This window comes from Trichocoleus sp. ST-U1 (assembly GCF_039961835.1).
In the GTDB taxonomy this organism is placed as follows: domain Bacteria; phylum Cyanobacteriota; class Cyanobacteriia; order Cyanobacteriales; family FACHB-T130; genus FACHB-T130.
This window is the reverse complement of sequence record NZ_JAMPJZ010000017.1, coordinates 26,879-46,621: the sequence shown is the minus strand read 5'-3', so window position 1 is coordinate 46,621 and position 19,743 is coordinate 26,879. Positions and strand designations below refer to the sequence as shown.

Sequence of the window (19,743 nt, the reverse complement as noted above, 5' to 3'; positions counted from 1 at the left end):
CGTGTTTCGACTCGGTAAATACTGAAAATGGCTTTTATAGGATTTGTATTACCCAAATAAGTGCGTATTTCTGCTGAAGACGTTACACCTATAAATGTGGAACACTTAATATTGAAGCTCGATATTTTGCGGTAATTACAAAAGTTGAAACCTTGCGATCGCTGCCCAGAATGATTGACTGGAAAGAATTTCAAGGCGCAAGCATCAGTTTTAAGCGTAGTGTCTCTTATAGGTAAATGCCTAGAAAAATGCTCGGACATCAGCAAAAAAATACTCATGATTTGAGTTTAAATGAAGATACGAAGAAGTTTTAAAAAATCGATAGACAATCAAAAGAATACTCTCTACAGTAGAGGTAACAATAAATTAAACATGATTGATTTTCAGGAAAATCAGGGGAAATCTACAAGTTCAAGGCATTTCATTGATGTTTAAACATCCTGTGATATACAACCTTGCACTGTAGTGCAAAGATCGCAGATTCCATAGCGCAACTTCAGTTCACTCTTAAATTGGTAAAGGTTTTAATTACGATGAAAAGGACAATCCCAACTCTACTTAGTTATTCCTTCGTGGCTGCTGGTGTTGCGATCGCATCTTCTGCATTTTCCCCAGCCCATGCTGCCTCAATGACTTTTAGCTCCAATGACTTTACAGGTGCTAACGCGAAGGTCAACTTTACATTGGATGACGCCATAGCCGGACCAGGCAAAATTCAGTTCACAGTGGCTGTTGACACGAAATTCTCATTTGGGGACATTCGCGGAATCTTCTTCGACATTCTTGATAACTCGCTCCTAAGTGGTCTGAGCGTAGTTGGTCAAAACCAACTAGGTCAAAACCAATTAATAACCACGACTGCCTATAGCACCAGCGACAACCTTAGCACTGTTGGTCAAGCTAATTTGAATGGCGATGGAGGCAATCACTCATTTGAATTTGGCATAGAAATTGGTGACACAGGTTTGAAGGGCGGTAAGGACGACTTTCAAACGGCCGTTTTTACCCTGTCCCATGCCACAACAGCTTTAACCCTCTCTCAGTTTTACGGTCAGGAATTCGGAGTGCGCCTGATGAGCGTAGGAGATACCAATGATGAAAAATCTCGTCAGGAAAGTAGCAAACTAATCGGAACCGCAGGTCCAGCGCCAGCACCTGCTCCAGCACCTGCTCCAGCACCTGCTCCAGCACCTGCTCCAGCACCCGCACCAGCACCCGCTCCAGCGCCAGCACCAGCACCTGCTCCAGCACCTGCTCCAGCACCTGCTCCAGCGCCAGCACCTGCTCCAGCGCCAGCACCTGCTCCAGCACCTGCTCCAGCACCTGCTCCAGCACCTGCTCCAGCACCTGCTCCAGCACCCGCACCAGCGCCAGCACCAGCGCCAGCACCCGCTCCAGCACCAGCGCCAGCTCCGGCACCAGCTCCAACACCAGGTGGCACCACCGGCGTTGATTACAGCAATGGCGGAACGGGAGTTGACTACGGTTCCGGCACCAATCCCAGTACCGGCGGCACTAAGAGTAACCCTAAACCAGTACCCGAACCCAGTACAGTGGGCGCACTCATGCTGACAAGTTTTGCCGCCATGCGGTTTGGCAAAAGACGGAAGACAAGCGCACAGTAGCGTTAAGCGCTAGTTAAGCGACTGTTTTACCTCCCCTAGAGATACATATTTCAAAAAGAGCTTCTCACTTACGATACGGTGAGAAGCTTTTGCTCAGGGTGAATTTACTTCAAGCCAAAAATCTCAATGCGATAGGTATGTGAAAGTAGGAAAACTTATGGAAACATCTGCTCAAGTCAAGGAGATAAAAGTCAAACTGCTTTTAGCAGGGGGGCATCAATACACTGTCTTTCTAAAGTCAGACGCCCCTATGCTAGAAAATCTGTTAAAAACTGTTGTGGCTCGCTCTTATAAGCAAGAAGATGGTTTTTATGGGTTGTTCCAGATTCCGATTGATGAGGGTCGCGCTTCTCTGTGTTTTCCAAGCGAACATCTGGTTGGTGTAGTTACCGAACCCTCAGTTTTTGTCATGCAAGAGGAACTGAAACCTCAACCAACGGATGTTTTAGCGTCTCCCTACGTGCAAATTGACAATTTTCTGACTCAAGAGGAACACAAACAACTACTCGACTATGTGTTTAAAAAAGAGCCAGCCTTTGTACCTACCAGCATTTCAACCGATGCGACTGATTATCGTCGGTCTATGGCTCTCTACTCTTTCCCTGAGTTTTCAGAACGGATAGTCAATCGCCTGCGAGCAATTTTACCGGATATATTTAGTAAATTAGGGATTCCATCATTTCCTGTATCTCAAATTGAGTCACAATTAACCTCTCACAATGATGGAAATTACTACAAAGTTCACAATGATAATGGTAGTCCTGATACTGCTACCAGAGAATTAACCTATGTTTACTACTTTTACCGAGAACCCAAAGCTTTCTCTGGTGGAGAGCTACTAATTTATGACAGCAAGATTGAAAATAACTTTTACGTGAAGGCTGATTCCTTTAAAACAGTTGAGCCTCGTAATAATAGCATTGTGCTTTTTCTCAGTCGTTATATGCATGAAGTATTACCTGTGCAATGTCCCTCAAAAGCCTTCGCAGATAGTCGCTTTACGATTAACGGATGGGTTCGACGTTGATATTTTTGCGCCTTCAGCCAGATTTTTTTCTCTAGCTTCAGCGCTAAGCAATATTAAATGGCTCTTTTTCCCTTAAGGATTGATTTCTGGGAAATTTCCACAAGAAGCTCTCCGCTTTGATTAAGCGGGGAGCTTTTTAGGATGGAGTGGGACTTCCGGTACGGGACGTGCTAACTAAGCGAACTAAGATTTTCAGTCAACTCTACTCGGAAAACAAGATATAGATGGGTTTGACTAGACTAAGATCAAGAAAAATTACTTAATATTTGAGGACAAGATGGCTCCTAAAGTGGAAATTTATACCTGGAGCAGCTGCCCCTTCTGCATCCGTGCCAAGGCTTTGCTCGATAAAAAAGGGGTTGATTATATCGAATACGGCATTGATGGGGATGAGGCGGCACGGGCGGAGATGGCAAAACGCGCAAATGGGCGGCGTTCCGTACCTCAAGTTTTTATCAACGATCGGCATATTGGTGGCTGTGATGATACCTATGCGCTAGAAGCTCAAGGCAAGCTCGATCCACTCCTACAATCAGCATAGTCATTCGTCATTTGTTATTCGTCCTGAGCTACTGTTTGCGGACAACGGACAGCGGACAACGGACAATGGACAAAAGACAAAAAGCTGATAGCTAACATGAAACTTGCTTTTATTATTGACCCCATCGAACGCCTAGATCCCGGTCACGATACCAGTGTGGCGCTGATGGAAGCAGCACAAGCACTGGGACACGAAGTTTGGATTACTCAGGCGAATTTATTGAGTGTGGGGGATGGCAAGGCTTGGGCGTTGCTGGAGCCGGTGCAACTGACGCCGGTGCATCTGGTGGAAGGACGCTGGGTGGCGGAGTCGCGGTGGTTTTCTGTAGGCGATCGCGTCTTGCAACCGCTGGAGGCAATGGACGCGGTTTTCATGCGAACAGATCCGCCAGTGACCGTTCCTTACCTCTACGCCACCTACATTCTGGACTATATCGATCCAGCGAAAACATTGGTGATCAACGCCCCCAATGGGCTGCGGGCGGCAAATGAGAAGATGTACGCACTCCAGTTTAGGGAGGCGATTCCAGAAACGATTGTCAGTGCGGATAAGCAGGTGATCCGGCAGTTTCTGGAGGCAAAAGGGGCAGCAATCCTGAAGCCGTTGGGAAATAAGGCGGGGGAAGGAATTTTATTTTTAGATCCGAGCGATCGCAACTTTAATTCCCTGATAGAACTCAGTACCCTTCAGGCACGAGTTCCGGTGATGGTGCAAACTTACTTACCTGCCGCTAAGGAGGGAGACAAGCGAATTATCCTGCTCAATGGCGAACCGATTGGAGCCGTGAATCGCATTCCTACAGGGAAGGAATTTCGCGGCAATATGGCAGTCGGGGGTAGAGTGGCTCAGACGGAAATTACCCAACGAGAGCGCGAAATTTGCGCCCAACTGGCTCCTACACTGCGCCAGGATGGTTTAATTTTTGTCGGGATTGATGTGATTGGCGGCTACCTCACGGAAGTGAATGTCACCAGTCCTACTGGCATCCGAGAAATCGATCGACTTGATGGCACCCGTCTCGGCTATCAAGTGATTGAATGGGTGGAAAAGTTTAGATCGGAAAACCCTGCATGACATTCAGCAATTCAGCCCAAGCATCGAACCCGATTGGCGTAGCAGTGGTGGGGACTGGATTTGGTCAAAAAATCCACATCCCAGGATTCCAGGCACACCCGCGTACTCAGGTGGTTGCAGTTTACAACCGGGATTTGGATAAAGCGAGAGCGATCGCTTCTGCCCAGAATATTCCCCACGCTTGCAACACCCTAGAAGAAATCGTTGCTTTACCGGATGTCGCCGCTGTCAGTATTTCAACGCCGCCCTTTTTGCACTATGAAATGGCGAAAACGGTGTTGCAAGCGGGGAAGCATTTATTATTAGAAAAACCCACAGCCCTGTCTGCGACTGAAGCACGTCAGTTGTATCAGTTGGCGAGAGAAAACGGCGCGATCGCTACGCTCGATTTTGAATTTCGCTTTGTCCCCGCATGGCAACGATTCGCCGAACTTTTAGCAGAAGGATATGTGGGACAGCAGCGCCTGATCAAGATTGATTGGCTGGTGTCGAGTCGTGCCGATGCCACGCGCCCGTGGAACTGGTATTCTCGGAAAGACCAGGGAGGGGGAGCATTGGGAGCCGTCGGTTCTCACGCTTTTGATTACATTCGCTGGTTGTTTGCACCTGTGCGGCGACTGTGTGCCCAGCTGATTACAGGAATCTCTGTTCGTCCAGACTCGAACACGGGTGAAATGAAGCCGGTGGATGCGGATGATACGTGTATGCTGATGCTGGAACTGGCGGATGGGACGCCTTGCCAACTGTGTATCAGTTCGGTGGTTTATGCATCGCGGACGCACGGGATCGAAGTTTATGGCGATCGCGGTACGTTAGTCTTAGGCAGTGAAAATCAGAAAGATTACGTACATGGTTTTCGCCTCTGGGCGGCACCTGCGGGTAAACCTCTTGCTGAGGTAGAAATTCCGCATCGGCTGGCGTTTCCCCAAACCTATACGGATGGGCGTCTGGCACCCTTTATCCGAGTTGTAGACAACTGGGTGCAGGCAATTGACGCCGGGAAAGCGATCGCGCCATCGCTGCGAGAGGGAGTTTATTCCCAGCTGTTGATGGATTTAGCCCATGAATCCCATCAGACGGGTTGCTGGGTGGATGTGCCAAGTTTGGACACTTTCCTGGCCAGTCGCTCATAGCGACAGTCAACGTAGGAGATTAAGCTTCAAATACAGTTAAGTTAACGTTTTGAGGCAACCTATTTGCACCCCCTTCGCCTCCTGAAAAAGGAGATTTTTTTCTCATCGCCCCCAATTTATCAGCGGGTTGGGGGATCTTCTTTCAAATACTGATTTATCTAAACGTATTTAACCCGAACCGGATCGCGTTGCAACTTTGCCATTTGCCTCGCGGCTGAGTTAGATTAAAACATCTTTTCAACCGCTTTTCCTCAGGGTGGGCAGCAATGTTACCTGTCGCAGTTTTCGTCTGTCTTGGCTGGATCGTGTCTGTTTGTATACACGAGTTTGGTCATGCGGTAGTTGCTTATTGGGGCGGGGATACCTCAGTTAAAGATAAGGGGTATTTGACCCTGAATCCCCTCAAATATACCGATCCAACTTTGAGTTTGGTTCTGCCCGTCGTCTTTCTTCTCATCGGTGGGATTGCCTTACCGGGTGCCGCAGTTTACATCAATCAAAGCCAATTACGCAATCGTTGGTGGAAAAGTGCTGTCTCCGCAGCGGGTCCCATCGCTAGTGTAATCGTGACTTTATTGCTCACGATTCCCTTTTGGCTGGGTTGGGTGACGCCATTCAGCCAACACTGGATTGGCCCAGCTTTAGCATTTCTAATTATTCTACAAATCTCCGTTATTCAGTTCAACTTTCTGCCAATTCCGCCGCTGGATGGTTATGGCATTATCGAGCCGTGGTTGCCCAATCAAACTCAAATTAAACTGAGAAAATTGAGCAAATATGGAATTATTGCCCTCTTCATTCTGCTTTCATTCGTAAAACCGTTAAATCTGCTTTTTTGGAAATCAGCTTTTACAATTGGGGCACTGCTTGGTGTTCCAATGGAATTGGTATGGAAGGGATACACATCTTTCAACGCTGATTCCGGCATTTTATTAGTAGCAGCAATTGGTGTTTTTTTACTAATTCGTAGAGTGATGAGTCCGCATCACGCTTGTTACGAAAAAGGCAATCAGCTACTTAAATCACAACAGTACGAAGAAGCGATCGCTTCCTATGACAAAGCCATTAAACTAAAACACGATTTTTGGGAAGCGTGGCACCATCGAGCCTGGGCGTTAGGAAGCCTACAACGGTATAAAGAAGCGATCGCTTCCTACGAGCAAGCAATTGTCCTCAAACCAGATAACCCCGCTACCTGGACTGACTGGAGTGGGGCACTCGCTGCATTGCAACGGTATGAAGAAGCGATCGCCTGTTGTGACAGAGCCATCGAAATCAATCCTCACTACCCTTATGCTTGGTATAACAAAGCTTGCTTCTGTGCCCTACAAGGCAAAGTTTCTTTAGCGCTTGATTCTCTAGAACAGGCAATTAATCTCGATACCAATACATTTAAAACCTATGCCAAAAATGAATCAAGTTTTTATCGGATTCAGCAACATGAGCGGTTTAAAAAAATGATTGGTGAATTGTAGCTAGTAAGATAATAGCCATTGCCTACCTTGCCCCTAACTAATGAGCCGCTAAAAATGATCTGGCATCCACGGTTCGGGACTGGCAAAGAGCAGCATGGCGGTCGATAAAGAATCGGCATCCCCTTCAATTTTCCCAATTGTTTGTAACTGATGAGCTGTCAGTAACCCTGTGAATAAAGGTGCTAAGCCTCGCACATCTAACCGTAATTCACCGCGTCCGCCTCTTGTCACTTCACCGCGTCCGCCGGAAACTGCCAAAACAAATTTTCCATTGTTATCGGGCAATACATTATCTTGAATTTCAAGATGTAATTCGGCTTCTAACCCAATCGGATAGCCGCGCATTGATAGTGCTTTTGGCACATCAACGACTCGCACCAACCATCGTTCTAAATGGGCAATTTTGTAAGTTTGTTCTGTGAGTAAAGACAAAAGCGGGTCTCCTGCCTGACCTTGCCAAATCACCTTGTCTGCGAGAGAACGGTGATCGGCAAAGAAAGTCCATAAACGACGTGCTGCTGCTGGTGTTAATGCCACCATGTCTCTGACTTCAAGGTGATAGCTTGTGTCGCCCCTCTTTTGGCTGAAAATGATGTAACCTTCTGCTTTGTCTTCAAAGCCAATCCGGTAGGCGTAAATCACGTCTTCTGGGGACTCGACAATGCCTTGCCAAATGGCTTGGTGGCGATCCAAGTTGCCACTGGAAGCGATCGCTCGTTGACGGTAGAGTTCGTGAAATTCGTGGTGAGTCGCTTCCACGCGCTGCATCGGCAAAGTGCGATCTTTGAGCAGAATCGTCTCTGTCGGCACCGTCAAACGGCAATAGTTCCCAGCTTGTTCGTAACCCACTTTCCGATAAAGGGCGCTGGTAGAGGCGTAGAGCGTCGATAGGGGAATCCCCTTAGCGTGACACTCCTTAACAATATTCGTCATCAGCGCCGCTGCTACCCCTGTGCCTCGATGCTCTGGCGCAATGCCCACGGCGGCAATTCCGGCGATAGGTACGCGAGAACCTCCGAACCACTGACCCATGTTGAGAATGCCTAAGCCCCCAGCCGTCTGTCCTCCTTGGCGGATGACGCGAAAGTTCTCCAGCCCAATCCGATTTAAATACATCTGCCAGCTATCTGGCGGTGAATTGAAGCACTGGGTTAAGATTTGCCCAAGCTGTTTAGCTTCTTCAGGGTTAGAAATCGTGCCGAATTCAAAGTTAGTTGTCATATTAGGCTGCTAATTGCTGATTAATTTTTTACGATCAGCCATCATTATCTGCGTCTGTGAAATCGAAGCGAACCGAAGGTCGTCCTTGGAGGACATCGCGTTCTGGATGAACCGCCTAAAACTTCATTCCATTCTCTGCCACGATGGGATTGAACTCATGCACCACTATCTCCCGATAGGTAGAATCGTGAGATAAGGGTTGCATCGCCACCGCCATACCAATGCCTATCCCTGGTGTGCCTGCTAGCGATCGCAGTGAAATAGTCGCCGTGTTTGCTGGTTTCGTAATCGCACCGTGCCCAATAAAAAGTATCAAAACTGTAGCCGTCAGAAGCATTAAAGCTAAGAAAATTTGGCGTTTCATGCTTGAATTCTACAGAGAAAATTGAGGGGCACATTTATCATAGACTCAACCAGATGTTGCATCTTCTACCTATGAGCTGTTGCCTCAACCCCGATTGTCAGAATCCTCTAAATCCTGATACGACAAAGTTTTGCCGAAGTTGCGGGGCAAAACTCATGCCGTTGCTGAGAGGACACTATCGCATTATCCAGCTTATTTCCAATGAGGGAGGATTTGGTAGAACTTATCTGGCAGAAGACATAGATAGGATGAATGAACCCTGCGTTGTCAAGCAATTTAGACCCCAAGTGCAGGGAACTGCGGCACTCAACAAGTCTATTCAACTGTTTAAACAAGAGGCAAAGCGTCTGCAAGAGATGGGACATCATCCGCAGATTCCCACGCTCTATGGCTACTTTGAAGAAGGAAATTATTTATATTTAGTGCAGGAGTTTATCGATGGGCAGGATTTATTGCAGGAGTTGGAACAACAAGGTGCTTTCAGTGAAAAACAGATTCGAGAGATGTTGCTGGATATTTTACCTGTTCTCAAATTCGTTCATGATAAAAATGTAATCCACAGAGATATCAAACCCGAAAATATTATGCGTTGCCGCTTAACAAGGGGAGGAAAGCGGGAGCTAGTACTGATTGATTTTGGTGCAGCTAAGCAGTTAACAGCAATAAAGGCAACTCAACGAGGTACAAAAATTGGTTCTTTCGGATATACTTCCTACGAACAAATGCAAGGGGGTGAAGTTTATCCAGCTAGCGATTTATTTAGTTTAGGTGTAACTTGTTTTCATTTGCTAAGTAATGTCAATCCCCACTTATTATTTCTTGATTATGGCTACGATTGGGTTTGTCAGTGGCGGAAATACATAAAATATTCAATTAGTAGTAATTTGGTTAATATATTAGATAAGCTATTGCAAAAAAATGTTGAGTACCGCTACCATTCGGTAGACGAGGTTATTCATGATTTGATGCGGAGTCCGCAAAATTTAACGCCTAAAATATCTGTAGCGCCGCCTAGAAGTAATAACCCTTTTAAAATTACGTCTTCAGCGGTTACACTGGTTAGAAACAAATTTTTAAATCAAGTTTTAGCAGGTAGTACCACATTAATATTATTGTTATTTGGATATAGTTATTTTAAACACGCCAATCTAAATAATTTTTCAATTAGTAATCTAACGTTAAGTCCGAATCAACCAATTTTTAGAAAAAAATTTGCTTTAGCGAACACTTTAAAGGGACATTCAAAGTCGGTTGCTTCTGTCACCATCAGTCCAAATGGAGAGATGCTGGCTAGTGGGAGTTTAGACAACACGATTAAATTGTGGAATCTGAACACGGGCCAGGAAATTTACACTTTGAAGGGGCATTCAAAGTCAGTGGGTGCTGTTGCCATCAGTCCAGATGGACAAATTCTGGCTAGTGGCAGTTGGGACAACACGATTAGATTGTGGAACCTTAAAAAAGCAGATAAAGTTCGCACGTTAATCGGGCATTCGAGCCAGGTTGTTTCTGTCGTATTCAGTCCCAATGGAGAGATTTTAGCGAGTAGCAGTTTAGATAATACGATTAAATTATGGGATTTAAAAACAGGTCAGGAAATTCACAATTTAAGTGGGCATTCTAACTGGGTTGTTTCTATTGCTTTTAGCCCAGATGGACAGATGCTAGCGAGTGGCAGTTGGGATAATACGGTTAAATTGTGGAATTTGAATAATGGGCAGGAAATTCGCACGTTGCATGGACATTTAAAAGCGGTTTATGCTGTCAGATTCAGCCCAGATATGCAAACCCTTGCCAGTGGTGGTATGGACGATACGATTAAATTGTGGAATCCAAACACTGGCAGGGAACTCTACACCCTTAAAGGACATTTTAACAACGTTGTTTCCCTGGCTTTCAGCCGCGATGGACGGACGCTGGCGAGTGGAAGTCAGGACTTTAGTATCAAAATTTGGCGAGTGCAGTAGCAATTTAAGACATTCGATTTGGGAATGGTAAGGGTAGCGATCGCGCTTAAGATTGCTGATACCTCATCCCCGGCAATTGCGACACTAACCCCATAAGTTCTAACTGCAACAGCGCACTGGAGACTGAGTTAGCTGGCTTACCCGTTTGCTGCACAATTAAATCAAAAGCCGTAGGTTCTGAGGAAATTGCTTGCCAAATCTGTTTAAGTTCTGGTTCTAAATCGGGTACGGGAGGCTGATTAAATAAGTCTAGCTGTTGCACTGGATCGAGTTTTGGAATCGCTCCGAGCATTTCTAGTAAATGATTTTCATCTAGAAAAGGCGTCGCTCCCTTACTAATTAATTTTAGACAGCCCAGCGACTGCCGATCGTCCAACCTTGCAGGCAAAGCATAGACATCTCGACAGAATTCATTGGCATAATCAGCAGTAATTAATGAACCGGATCGCGTAGGCGCTTCCATTACCAGCACCGCACGACTCAACCCGGCGATAATCCGATTGCGAGGGGGAAAGTGTTCGCGCTTCGGTTGGGTGCCAGCAGGATACTCACTCAGCGCTAACCCGCGATCGCATATTTGTTCGTATAAGGACTTATTGCGCCAAGGATAGACGACATCCACACCAGTACCAAAAACTGCCAGCGTCCGTCCCCCAGCTTCTATACAAACGCGATGCGCTTCCGTATCAATGCCATCTGCCATGCCGGAAACAACCGTGAAGCCGCTTTTCGTCAATGCAGCAGTGATTTTGCCAGTCCAGCGTCTGCCATATTCAGAGGGTTGGCGAGTACCGACAATGCCAATCGTTGGCGTAATGCCATGATTTTCTTGGAGTTGCACTTTGCCGCGATAATACAGCACTGGCGGTGGGGTAGGCGTCTCTAGAAGTAAGCGGGGATAATCAGCATCTGCTGGCGTCCAGAAACAGGGATTTTTTACCAAGTGTTCTTCTAAAAATTGTTGGGGATGCAGGCGCGATCGCTTCTCTATCACCCCCTCAATTGTTTGACGCCCAAACCCCTCCACCTCCCTCAAGGCGGCTGGATTGGCTTTCCAGGCTTCACTGAGCGTGCCAAAATGCTGGTGCAAGCGCCTGAGCAAAATTGGACCAATTCCAGGGATTTGCGACCATGCTAGCCAGAAGGCACGTTCTTCCATAACAGTTAAATGATTGGCAATACAGGAAACCTAACTCCCCCCCTTTAGGAGATCCTGTTGGCGAATTCTCTCTTTAACCTCTCCCCAATCCTTTCCCTATTAGGGGCGAGGCTCGGTAAGGGGGTTAGGTTTTAATTCGCCAACAGCTTCCTAGCAGGAGAGAAGTCATTACTATGGTGTTTAATCGCGTGCCTCAAGCCTTCGCCGAATGCTGTTGTTTGAGATAGACAAACACCGACTTATCACCAATATCCGGTGGAATTTCTTGCACAACCTTACGCAAGGCAAAGATGACAAATAGAATTGCCCAAACTGCCAATAATCCCCGTTCTACTGACACTGGCAATACACCCGTCAGGTGTCCCAGCAGCAACATTGGCAGCAAAGGCGTGAGAACTTTAGTTTCCAGACGGTTGAAGCAAAAGGCTTCTTTGAAGTAAATCCCCGTTAATGCCGCAAAGGTAAAGCCAACTCCAAAAAGGGTTATTGGGTGATTGTAGACATATAGGGCAAGAGGTTCGCTACTTTGCAGCGCCAGCACTGTCGCTGATAAAACACCAATTGCCCAAAAAGCTTGAAGGAGTCGGTGTAGCGGTTCTAGGTAAATATGGATGGTAAATAAACTGACGCCCAATGCCAAACAAAAACAAGCGTACAGCGGGGTGAGGAGTGACAATCCCATGTTTGTCTTTAGCACCAGGAAGCTACCTAAAGCAAAGCTTAAAGCCGCTACCATTAAGCCACTGCGGTAAACGATCACGCCAGTGCGATCGCTCTCGGTTATCGTAAATTCTCCAAACTGACCTTGATAAACTGCCGAATCAGACACATTTAACTGAGTCATAAAACCTATCCGAAAATTGCTATACAATATCAGCGATGCGGATGTATAAATCCCAATTAGGAATTGAATTAATCCAGATGAAGAAGCACCTCATCTCCCCAGTCTAGTTGCAGTTGCGACTGAGCATTGCCTCCGTTGACGGCAATTTCGACCCAACCGTGACTGCCAATTAAAGCGATCGCTTCTCCGGTTGGACTGTCGCTGTAAGTCTGGCAACTGGGTAGCCTAAATCCCACAACCACAGACCAGATTTTTCCTTGGACGAAGGTACCTGGAATATTTGTAATTAAGTTGCCAAAGCGATCGATATACTGAATGCAACCCGTGATACCCGCCTCTGTCTGGCTGCATTCAGGGATGGGCAGTTGAACTACGCTGGCTGGATCGATAGCGTCTCCCAGTTGTTCTAGTGGAACGCCGCTGGCAAGATGGGCACCTACGGGGGCAAAGATATCTCGACCGTGAAACGTTGAACTGGCTTCGTTTGTGCGCCAATAGTCGGGGTTCGTGAGTTCGACAGCGGCAATTTCTAGTAAGGACGGAGAAACCCCACTATTACTCAGAATGCCACTAAATAGCCCATTATCGGGTCCCACCAGGAAACCATCTGCAAGTTCAACTGCGATCGCTCTGCGGCTACTCCCCACTCCCGGATCGACAACAGCAATATGCACTGTCCCTTTTGGGAAATAAGGGTAGGCATTCATTAAACAAAATCTTGCGGCTGTAAGATTCTGAGGGGGAATCTCATGAGTGAGATCCACCACCGTCAGCGTCGGGTTGATTTGGGCGATCGCGCCTTTCATCACCCCTACATAAACATCACTCAAGCCAAAATCGCTCGTCAGAGTAACGATCCGGTTGTCATACATCTTTGTTAAGAAGGATTCTTTGTGCCAAGCGCGGGTGCGATGCTGTTGATGCGACCAGAACGCGCGGTGGTTTGAACGTCTTTTTTGAACGTTTTCAGAGTCTAGCTTACCTTCAGCAAGGGCGATCGCTCCCAGACCCTAATTCGTTCCACAGCCTCAACCCTTAACGCTAGCTAACAAACTATGAATATTCTGTAACAAAAACTACCATTTTTTGGGTATTTAGGTTATATTAGATAAGTAGCAGATACCTCAAGTCGCTTAAAAAAAATGTCCATTATGAACGGAAGACGCCAAGATAACCAGAAAAATGCGGCTGCGGCTCACCGCGAAAATATTCAAAAAAGCTTGCAGCATCGTCTAGAAATTGCCAGAGCCAAAGGTGACGAAGCTTTGATTCGCCAGTTGGAAGCGGAAGCCAACTACTTCCACTAAACCTGAATTAAGCGATACTCTCAGTCTCAAATACCGAGCCTTCGGAGTCTGCTGTTTCCGTGCAAGTGTACTGGGGCAAAACCGCCACAAATGCCATGCTATGCACGTTAATTAAATAAAACAAAAGGGGATGCCGTTTACTAGCGGCATCCCCTTTTTGATTAGAGCGTCTATCGATTCAGATCTCCGACTTCTTAGGGAAGTCGGGGATCTCGCGTTCACGAATCATTTAGAATTGCTATACGGTAATGGGTCATTGGAGAAAGGGAGAGAATTCTTCATAGCTTCCCGGTTCCTCCTAGCGCCCGCCCACCACGACATTTTTAATTCGCAGATGGGGACCCCCCACACTCACTGGTAGCGGCATTTGTCCGCCTTTACCGCAACCGCCGTTGATATAGATGGAGTCGTTCCCAATCGCCTCAATATCTTTGAGCGTTTGGAAGACATTGCCAGTCAGACTGGCATCAGTCACTCTTTCAGCTATCTTGCCATTGCGAATCATATAGCCTTCAGCAGCGGCAAAGGTAAACATCTCGCCGTTGGTTTGTCCGCCAAGCATCCGCACCGCATAGACGCCTTCCTCGATATCCCCAATCATGTCATCGAAGGAGTGTTCCCCCGGTTCAATGCCAGTGTTCGTCATCCGCACCAACGGGGGATAAGTGGCGTTGAGTGCCCTAGCGTTGCCGGTAGGAGCTTCGTGTAGCTTGCCAGCAGTTTCGCGGTTATGCAAGCGCTGGGTGAGGATACCGTCTTTAATTAAATATTTGCGTTGAGCGGGGACGCCTTCATCGTCATACTTGAGAGAACCAGGTAAATCGGGCATCGTGGCATCATCAACCACATTCAGTTGTTTGATGGCTAAGGGTTTGCCTAAAGTAAGCAATTCCTGCATCCGGGGGTTTTCGTAGACAAAATCAGCTTCCGAAAGATGTCCAAAAGCTTCGTGAATGAAGACACCGGCGAGGTAGGGGTCGAGAACGACGGTATATTGTCCGCCTTTGACTGATTTGGCTTCCAGTTGACCGACAGCGCGTTTGGCGGCTCCCAGTACCTGGTCTTCAATTCCTTCGAGAATGTTATAGTCTGTGCGGGAATGGACAGATTCAAAGCCTTGGCGGGGGGCAGAACCTTCTTCCCTAGCGATCGCCCCAAATCGACCCGACACATCCAAGCGTTCTTGGGCAATACAGGTGCCGAGAGAATTGGCAAAATAGGTGATGCCGAAGCGATCGCGCAAATTCACCATTGTCGTTTGAATTCGGGGGTCAAAATCTAGCAGCAGTTGGTTATATCCCTCCAATAACCGCCGCTTTTCTGCCAGAGAAACCCCACGTGGATCGCGCCCGATTTCCACCGCCACATAATCTTGAATGGGTTCCACTGGCGCTAGCATCGTCGTTTCTTTTCCGACCAGATGTGCTTGAGAAATCGCTTCTTCAATCCGGTCTTTCAACTCAGCTAAACCATTGAAAGTGACAAAACTCCAGCCGCCCATGTGGCAAGCGCGAATGCCCCCAGCGAGGGTAAAGTTACGATCTACGGCATCCAGCTGATGACCGCGAAAGGAGATAGAGGTAGACTCACTTTGTTCTAAGCGAATTTCTAGATAATCTACCGCTGTACGGTAAGGAGCGATCGCTGCCTGTAACCGATCTTGCATAGAAGTTTCCACTTTTTAATCCTTTTATTTAGCCCCTGATAGGGATTCTAGGCGATTGTTAGGGCAGGCTGCTTAAATCGATTGGCACTGGATTATTGCTTAATTTGTACTAAACCGAAGGTGAAATCAGATTAATTATCGGATTTCTCCCTTCAGTTAAAAATTTGTCTATATTTACCTTTGCAACATCTAGCTCAGCGGATTATGGTTGCAAGGAGAAAACATCTCGCATTTTGAACCCCTAAACCGCCGTATTATGTCCCAAACTCGGCTTTGGCGATACTTAGCCAGCGTCGCCATACTGACTGCCATCTACATTGGTGCAGCAAAACTATCACTGGCGCTTCCGGTGTTGAATAAGTACGTAACGCCGGTTTGGCCTCCGGCGGGGATTACCCAAGGCGTGCTGTTTATCGGGGGGCGAAAGCTTTGGCCTGGAGTCGTGCTAGGTGAATTTTTATTTGCCAAAGTAGTTCTGCACGTACCCCTATCTGTTGCCATTGCTGGCAGCTTGGCTACCACCTTGCAGGCTCTAGTCGGGGTCACGTTGCTTCGTTCGATTCGTTTGCGCCCCTCTCTGGATCGCCTGCGAGATGTTTTCGGTTTTCTCGGCTTGTCTGTGATGCTGTCTACTCTAGTCGCTTCCACTCTGGGTTTGACGACTCTTTGCTGGGCAAATCTTATCCCTTGGAGCGACTATGCGACGACGTGGTGGACGTGGTGGTTAGGGGATGGCATGGCAGTTTTAGTGTTAGTCCCGGCGATCTTGACTTGGAGTGTCCTTCCTCGCTTAGACACAAGACGAGAGCGAATCATCGAGGCGATGCTTTTGCTGACTTTGCTTGCAACCGTCACCCAGTCAGTTTTCTTCGCCAAAACTGCTACAGCAATCGCTCACTATCCCCTTGCCTACATGCCCTTCCCTTTGGTCGCTTGGGCAGCCCTCCGATTTAATCAGCAAGGCGCTGTATTGGCAACTCTACTTGTCTCCTGCATTGCTATCTGGGGCACCGCCTTGGGGGATGGGCCGTTTGCGGCAGTTGCCATTAATACCGACCAAGCTTTGCAATTTTTACAAGCCTTCATGGGCGTTATCGCAGTCACTGCTTTGGTTTTGGGGGCGGCGGTTGCGGAACGCGCCTCAGCTGAAGCGTCACTGCGCTCTAGCGAAGCCAGTCTCGCCAACGCCCAACGGATCGCCCATCTCGGTAACTGGGATTTAGACTTGGTTAAACAACAACTGCGATGGTCGGATGAACTTTATCGCATCTTGGGTTTTTCACCAGCAGAATTTGAGCCAAGTATGGAACGATTGCTGACATCCGTTCACCCAGATGACCGAGAACGGGTCAGAGAATTGATAGACGCCGCATCGTATTTCAAGCAAGCCTTCAGCACTGACTTTAGAGTTGTTTTATCCGATCGTTCTGAGCGCATTGTCCACGGCACTGGCAAAATTATTCAGGAGCAAGGAGGGAAAGCCGCTCGACTCATCGGCACGATTCAAGACGTTACAGAACAAAAAAGAATCGAGCAAGCACTGCTGCAATCGGAAGCTCAATTACTCGAACTTGCCCACAATCTCGATCGGAAAGTAACCGAAAGAACTCTGGAGTTAGAAGAAAAGAATAATGAACTCGCGCGATCGCTCACCTCGCTCAAACAAGCCCAACAGCAATTAATTCAAGCTGAAAAAATGTCGAGTTTGGGGCAATTAGTAGCAGGAATTGCTCATGAAATTAATAACCCCATTAACTTTATCACTGGCAATATTAGCCATATTACTGCTTATATTCAAGACCTCCTCGACATCCTGAACCTTTACCAGCAAAATTATCCCACCCCACCCCCGGCGATTCAAGCGTATAGCGAAACGGTTGAACTGGACTTTGTGATTGAGGATTTACCGAATCTTCTAGAGTCCATGAAAACGGGTGCAGAACGTATCCGTCAGATTGTGATATCCTTACGCAGCTTCTCCCGTCTGGATGAAGCCGATATGAAGCCGGTGGATATTCATGAAGGCATCGATAGTACGTTGCTGATTTTACAGCGTCGCCTGAAAGCGCGTCCGGGACATCCAGGCATCGAAGTGGTTAAAAATTACGGTGACTTACCCCTCGTGGAGTGCTATCCGAAACAACTCAATCAGGTGTTTCTCAACCTGCTTAGTAATGCCATTGATGCCTTAGAAGAAAGAATGAAAGAGGAAGAAAAGGCCAAGGATGAAATTACCCTTTCAGGATTTTCACCTCAGCCGTTTGCGATCGCCCTCACCACCCAAATTTTGTCACCCACTCAGGTGCAGATTGAAATTTCCGACAATGGCATCGGCATGACTCCGGAAGTCAAAAACCATATTTTTGAACCATTTTTTACCACCAAACAAGTCGGCAAAGGCACCGGCTTAGGTTTATCGACTTGCTATCAAATTGTGGTAGAAAATCATCAAGGACAGCTCATCTGTCTATCGCAGCCAGGATTAGGGGCAACATTCCAGATCGTCATCCCCCTGCGGCAGAGTGGTCATCGCGAAACCAGTGGTTATACTGGTAGCTTCAATGAAAATGTGAACTAAAACTGCTGATTCAACAATGAGACAGCGCGTATGAAATTTGAGCTGGTTCGCTGGACTTCCAATATATTGCGGGTTTTGTCCCGCAATCTGGACTGGATGACGTGGAATCTGTTTCTGGCGTTTATCCCTCTGCTGTTGAGTATTTGGCTATTTCGCAGCAGGCAAAAGCGATCGCTCATCTGGTGGGCGGGAGTCTTAGTTTTTATCGCGTTTTTGCCGAATGCGCCCTATTTGTTGACAGATATCATTCACTTGATTCATGATATTCGCGCCAACTACTCGGTGTGGATGATTACGCTAGTTCTCATCCCCCAGTATTTGTTAGTTATCCTGGCTGGCTTTGAAGCTTACGTTATATCTTTAATTAATCTAGGTTACTATTTACATCGCCACGAACGTAGTAAATACATTCTTTGGATGGAGCTAACTTTGCATGGTCTTAGCGCCATTGGCATTTATTTAGGGCGATTCCTACGCTTCAACAGTTGGGATTTTGTTACTCAACCGGATGCCGTATTTACTAGCGTACTGGATGACTTGGTCGGCAAATGGCCTGTGGTGGTCATGGTTGTCACCTTTGTCATAATTTCTGGCTTGTACTGGCTGATGAAGCAGGTGACTTTGGGGATAATTTTGCGAAGGCGGTTAAAAGCTATCCAGTCGCCATCCAATCAAAATCATACGGACTCCCCGACAGCTTAAGCGTTTGTTTCTTTCAAGGTGAGCCGAGAATCAATCAATTTAGATATCAATCTCATCAGCCGCAAATTGACGAACTGCTTTCACCAGATCCGCAGGGGTGCCGATATCCAGGTAGGTTCCATCCGGAAATGTTTCGGCTTCCACCCGCAAGCCGCTGTCAATCGCTGCCTGAACCACATCGCTAATCGGCAGCTCTTTCGCCTGTGGCACTTGCCCAGCTTGGATTGCAGCGAGATACTCGTGCATAAATTGGGTAAATACTGGCGTCCAAACCGCGATCGCCCACATATACTTTAAATCGCTAATCGGCGGTTTTTCGACCACGAAGTGGACTCGTCCTTGGGCATCAAAATCAACCATCCCGGCTTTATGAGGTTGATCGTTCGGAAATAATCCCAAAACCGCATCGGCATTACCAGCCGCAAGCCGTGCCAGCAACCGCACAAAGGCGTCTTCAGGCTGAAAAAGGATGTCGGGAAAGCCCAGTGCTACCACTGCGTCTTGCACGAAGGGATAGGCTTGATCCAAGGTATAAGGAACGCCATAAGGCAACCCCAGCATCAGATAGCCGAGGTTCATGTCTAGCAGGGTGCCGTCCCCAAAATAAGCCGGAATATCCCATTTTCCCGGACGCAGTACGGTGTATGCCTTCTTAATCCCTGCCAACCGCATTTTCTCTAGTAAGTAATGACTCACGACTTTGGGGCGTAAGGTGCCGCTGCCGCTATCTACCGGACGAAATCCAATCGGGTACAGCTCTTTGCTCATCGGTAAGGGGGCGATTCGCGTTGCTTGCCCTCCTGCTGGTAGCAGTCCAATGACTTCCCGCTGGTGAATGCGATCGCTATCAATCATAAAAATGCCGATTGCGGTGGAATGGAATAGGGAAACCCTTAATCTTATTATTCTCCCTGAATCTTTTTGACAGATAAAGACTTGCTGGGATTTTTGCTGGGATTTTGGTCAGGTGTGAGCCAAAGTTCCTATCAAAAGAAAGATGGCATCGCACCTTTCTTAGTCTGAAATGAATTTAGGTTGGGTTTTGCATTTAAGAATTTCC

The 19,743-nt window shown here is 47.2% G+C and carries 18 protein-coding genes; 9 read left to right on the top strand and 9 right to left on the bottom strand.

Translation table 11 applies throughout. The annotated features are described in order from the left end of the window. Positions 1-562 precede the first annotated feature (562 nt). Together NDA06_RS09110 and NDA06_RS09105 are read right to left on the bottom strand one after the other, a co-directional pair. Positions 563-697 carry a hypothetical protein gene (locus NDA06_RS09110; RefSeq protein ID WP_277878293.1) on the bottom strand — a complete coding sequence of 45 codons (135 nt, stop codon included), beginning with the start codon at positions 695-697 and terminating at the stop codon, positions 563-565. Positions 698-1,002: 305 nt separating this feature from the next. Continuing rightward, on the bottom strand, positions 1,003-1,428 hold the full coding sequence (locus NDA06_RS09105) for a hypothetical protein (RefSeq protein WP_242047364.1): 426 nt from the start codon (positions 1,426-1,428) through the stop codon (positions 1,003-1,005). 354 nt (positions 1,429-1,782) lie between these two features. Here NDA06_RS09105 and NDA06_RS09100 point away from each other — a divergent pair, with 354 nt between their 5' ends. The 5 genes from NDA06_RS09100 (at position 1,783) to NDA06_RS09080 (ending at position 6,875) form a co-directional block, all read left to right on the top strand. Then, a complete protein-coding gene (locus NDA06_RS09100; RefSeq protein WP_190673749.1) occupies positions 1,783-2,652 on the top strand; it encodes a 2OG-Fe(II) oxygenase in 870 nt (289 codons plus the stop codon). A gap of 277 nt (positions 2,653-2,929) precedes the next feature. Further along, positions 2,930-3,193 carry a glutaredoxin 3 gene (gene grxC, locus NDA06_RS09095; RefSeq protein ID WP_190686200.1) on the top strand — a complete coding sequence of 88 codons (264 nt, stop codon included), beginning with the start codon at positions 2,930-2,932 and terminating at the stop codon, positions 3,191-3,193. A gap of 96 nt (positions 3,194-3,289) precedes the next feature. After that, entirely contained in the window at positions 3,290-4,267 is a 978-nt protein-coding gene (gene gshB / locus NDA06_RS09090) for a glutathione synthase (protein WP_190984892.1), read from the top strand. Beyond that, positions 4,264-5,400 carry a Gfo/Idh/MocA family oxidoreductase gene (locus NDA06_RS09085; protein ID WP_190984891.1) on the top strand — a complete coding sequence of 379 codons (1,137 nt, stop codon included), beginning with the start codon at positions 4,264-4,266 and terminating at the stop codon, positions 5,398-5,400. Before gshB ends, NDA06_RS09085 begins: the two co-directional genes overlap by 4 nt. 266 nt (positions 5,401-5,666) lie before the next feature. Further along, on the top strand, positions 5,667-6,875 hold the full coding sequence (locus NDA06_RS09080; protein WP_190673744.1) for a tetratricopeptide repeat protein: 1,209 nt from the start codon (positions 5,667-5,669) through the stop codon (positions 6,873-6,875). 48 nt (positions 6,876-6,923) lie between these two features. Here the strand turns inward: NDA06_RS09080 and NDA06_RS09075 are convergent, their stop codons facing one another. Both NDA06_RS09075 and NDA06_RS09070 read right to left on the bottom strand, forming a co-directional pair. Next, the gene (locus NDA06_RS09075; protein ID WP_190673740.1) at positions 6,924-8,096 is read right to left on the bottom strand and encodes a GNAT family N-acetyltransferase; all 1,173 of its coding nucleotides are present in this window, start codon (positions 8,094-8,096) and stop codon (positions 6,924-6,926) included. A gap of 115 nt (positions 8,097-8,211) precedes the next feature. Next, the gene (locus NDA06_RS09070) at positions 8,212-8,460 is read right to left on the bottom strand and encodes a hypothetical protein (protein WP_190984890.1); all 249 of its coding nucleotides are present in this window, start codon (positions 8,458-8,460) and stop codon (positions 8,212-8,214) included. Positions 8,461-8,513: 53 nt separating this feature from the next. Here NDA06_RS09070 and NDA06_RS09065 point away from each other — a divergent pair, with 53 nt between their 5' ends. Continuing rightward, entirely contained in the window at positions 8,514-10,427 is a 1,914-nt protein-coding gene (locus NDA06_RS09065; RefSeq protein ID WP_347277003.1) for a serine/threonine-protein kinase, read from the top strand. 46 nt (positions 10,428-10,473) lie between these two features. Here NDA06_RS09065 and dprA read toward each other — a convergent pair whose 3' ends face one another. From dprA to NDA06_RS09050, 3 genes are all read right to left on the bottom strand, one after another. Further along, positions 10,474-11,586 (bottom strand): DNA-processing protein DprA, encoded by a 1,113-nt coding sequence (gene dprA, locus NDA06_RS09060; protein WP_190984888.1) that lies wholly within the window; start codon positions 11,584-11,586, stop codon positions 10,474-10,476. Between the two features lie 193 nt (positions 11,587-11,779). After that, positions 11,780-12,430 carry a DUF2301 domain-containing membrane protein gene (locus tag NDA06_RS09055; RefSeq protein ID WP_190427047.1) on the bottom strand — a complete coding sequence of 217 codons (651 nt, stop codon included), beginning with the start codon at positions 12,428-12,430 and terminating at the stop codon, positions 11,780-11,782. Between the two features lie 68 nt (positions 12,431-12,498). Continuing rightward, positions 12,499-13,302: an SAM-dependent chlorinase/fluorinase gene (locus NDA06_RS09050; RefSeq protein ID WP_190984887.1), complete on the bottom strand. Its 804-nt coding sequence runs from the start codon at positions 13,300-13,302 to the stop codon at positions 12,499-12,501. Positions 13,303-13,581: 279 nt separating this feature from the next. On the opposite strand from NDA06_RS09050, the gene NDA06_RS09045 reads away from it, so the two are divergent. Then, a complete protein-coding gene (locus tag NDA06_RS09045; RefSeq protein ID WP_190414178.1) occupies positions 13,582-13,737 on the top strand; it encodes a hypothetical protein in 156 nt (51 codons plus the stop codon). A 298-nt stretch (positions 13,738-14,035) separates the two neighbouring features. Here NDA06_RS09045 and NDA06_RS09040 read toward each other — a convergent pair whose 3' ends face one another. Continuing rightward, entirely contained in the window at positions 14,036-15,403 is a 1,368-nt protein-coding gene (locus NDA06_RS09040; RefSeq protein ID WP_190984916.1) for a TldD/PmbA family protein, read from the bottom strand. Positions 15,404-15,659: 256 nt separating this feature from the next. Between NDA06_RS09040 and NDA06_RS09035 the strand changes: the two genes are divergently transcribed. Beyond that, positions 15,660-17,981 (top strand): MASE1 domain-containing protein, encoded by a 2,322-nt coding sequence (locus tag NDA06_RS09035; RefSeq protein ID WP_190984886.1) that lies wholly within the window; start codon positions 15,660-15,662, stop codon positions 17,979-17,981. Between the two features lie 30 nt (positions 17,982-18,011). Then, entirely contained in the window at positions 18,012-18,683 is a 672-nt protein-coding gene (locus NDA06_RS09030) for a DUF1361 domain-containing protein (protein ID WP_190984885.1), read from the top strand. A 39-nt stretch (positions 18,684-18,722) separates the two neighbouring features. On the opposite strand, the gene NDA06_RS09025 is transcribed toward NDA06_RS09030, so the two are convergent. Further along, positions 18,723-19,520: a sugar phosphate nucleotidyltransferase gene (locus NDA06_RS09025; protein WP_190984915.1), complete on the bottom strand. Its 798-nt coding sequence runs from the start codon at positions 19,518-19,520 to the stop codon at positions 18,723-18,725. Positions 19,521-19,743 lie beyond the last annotated feature (223 nt).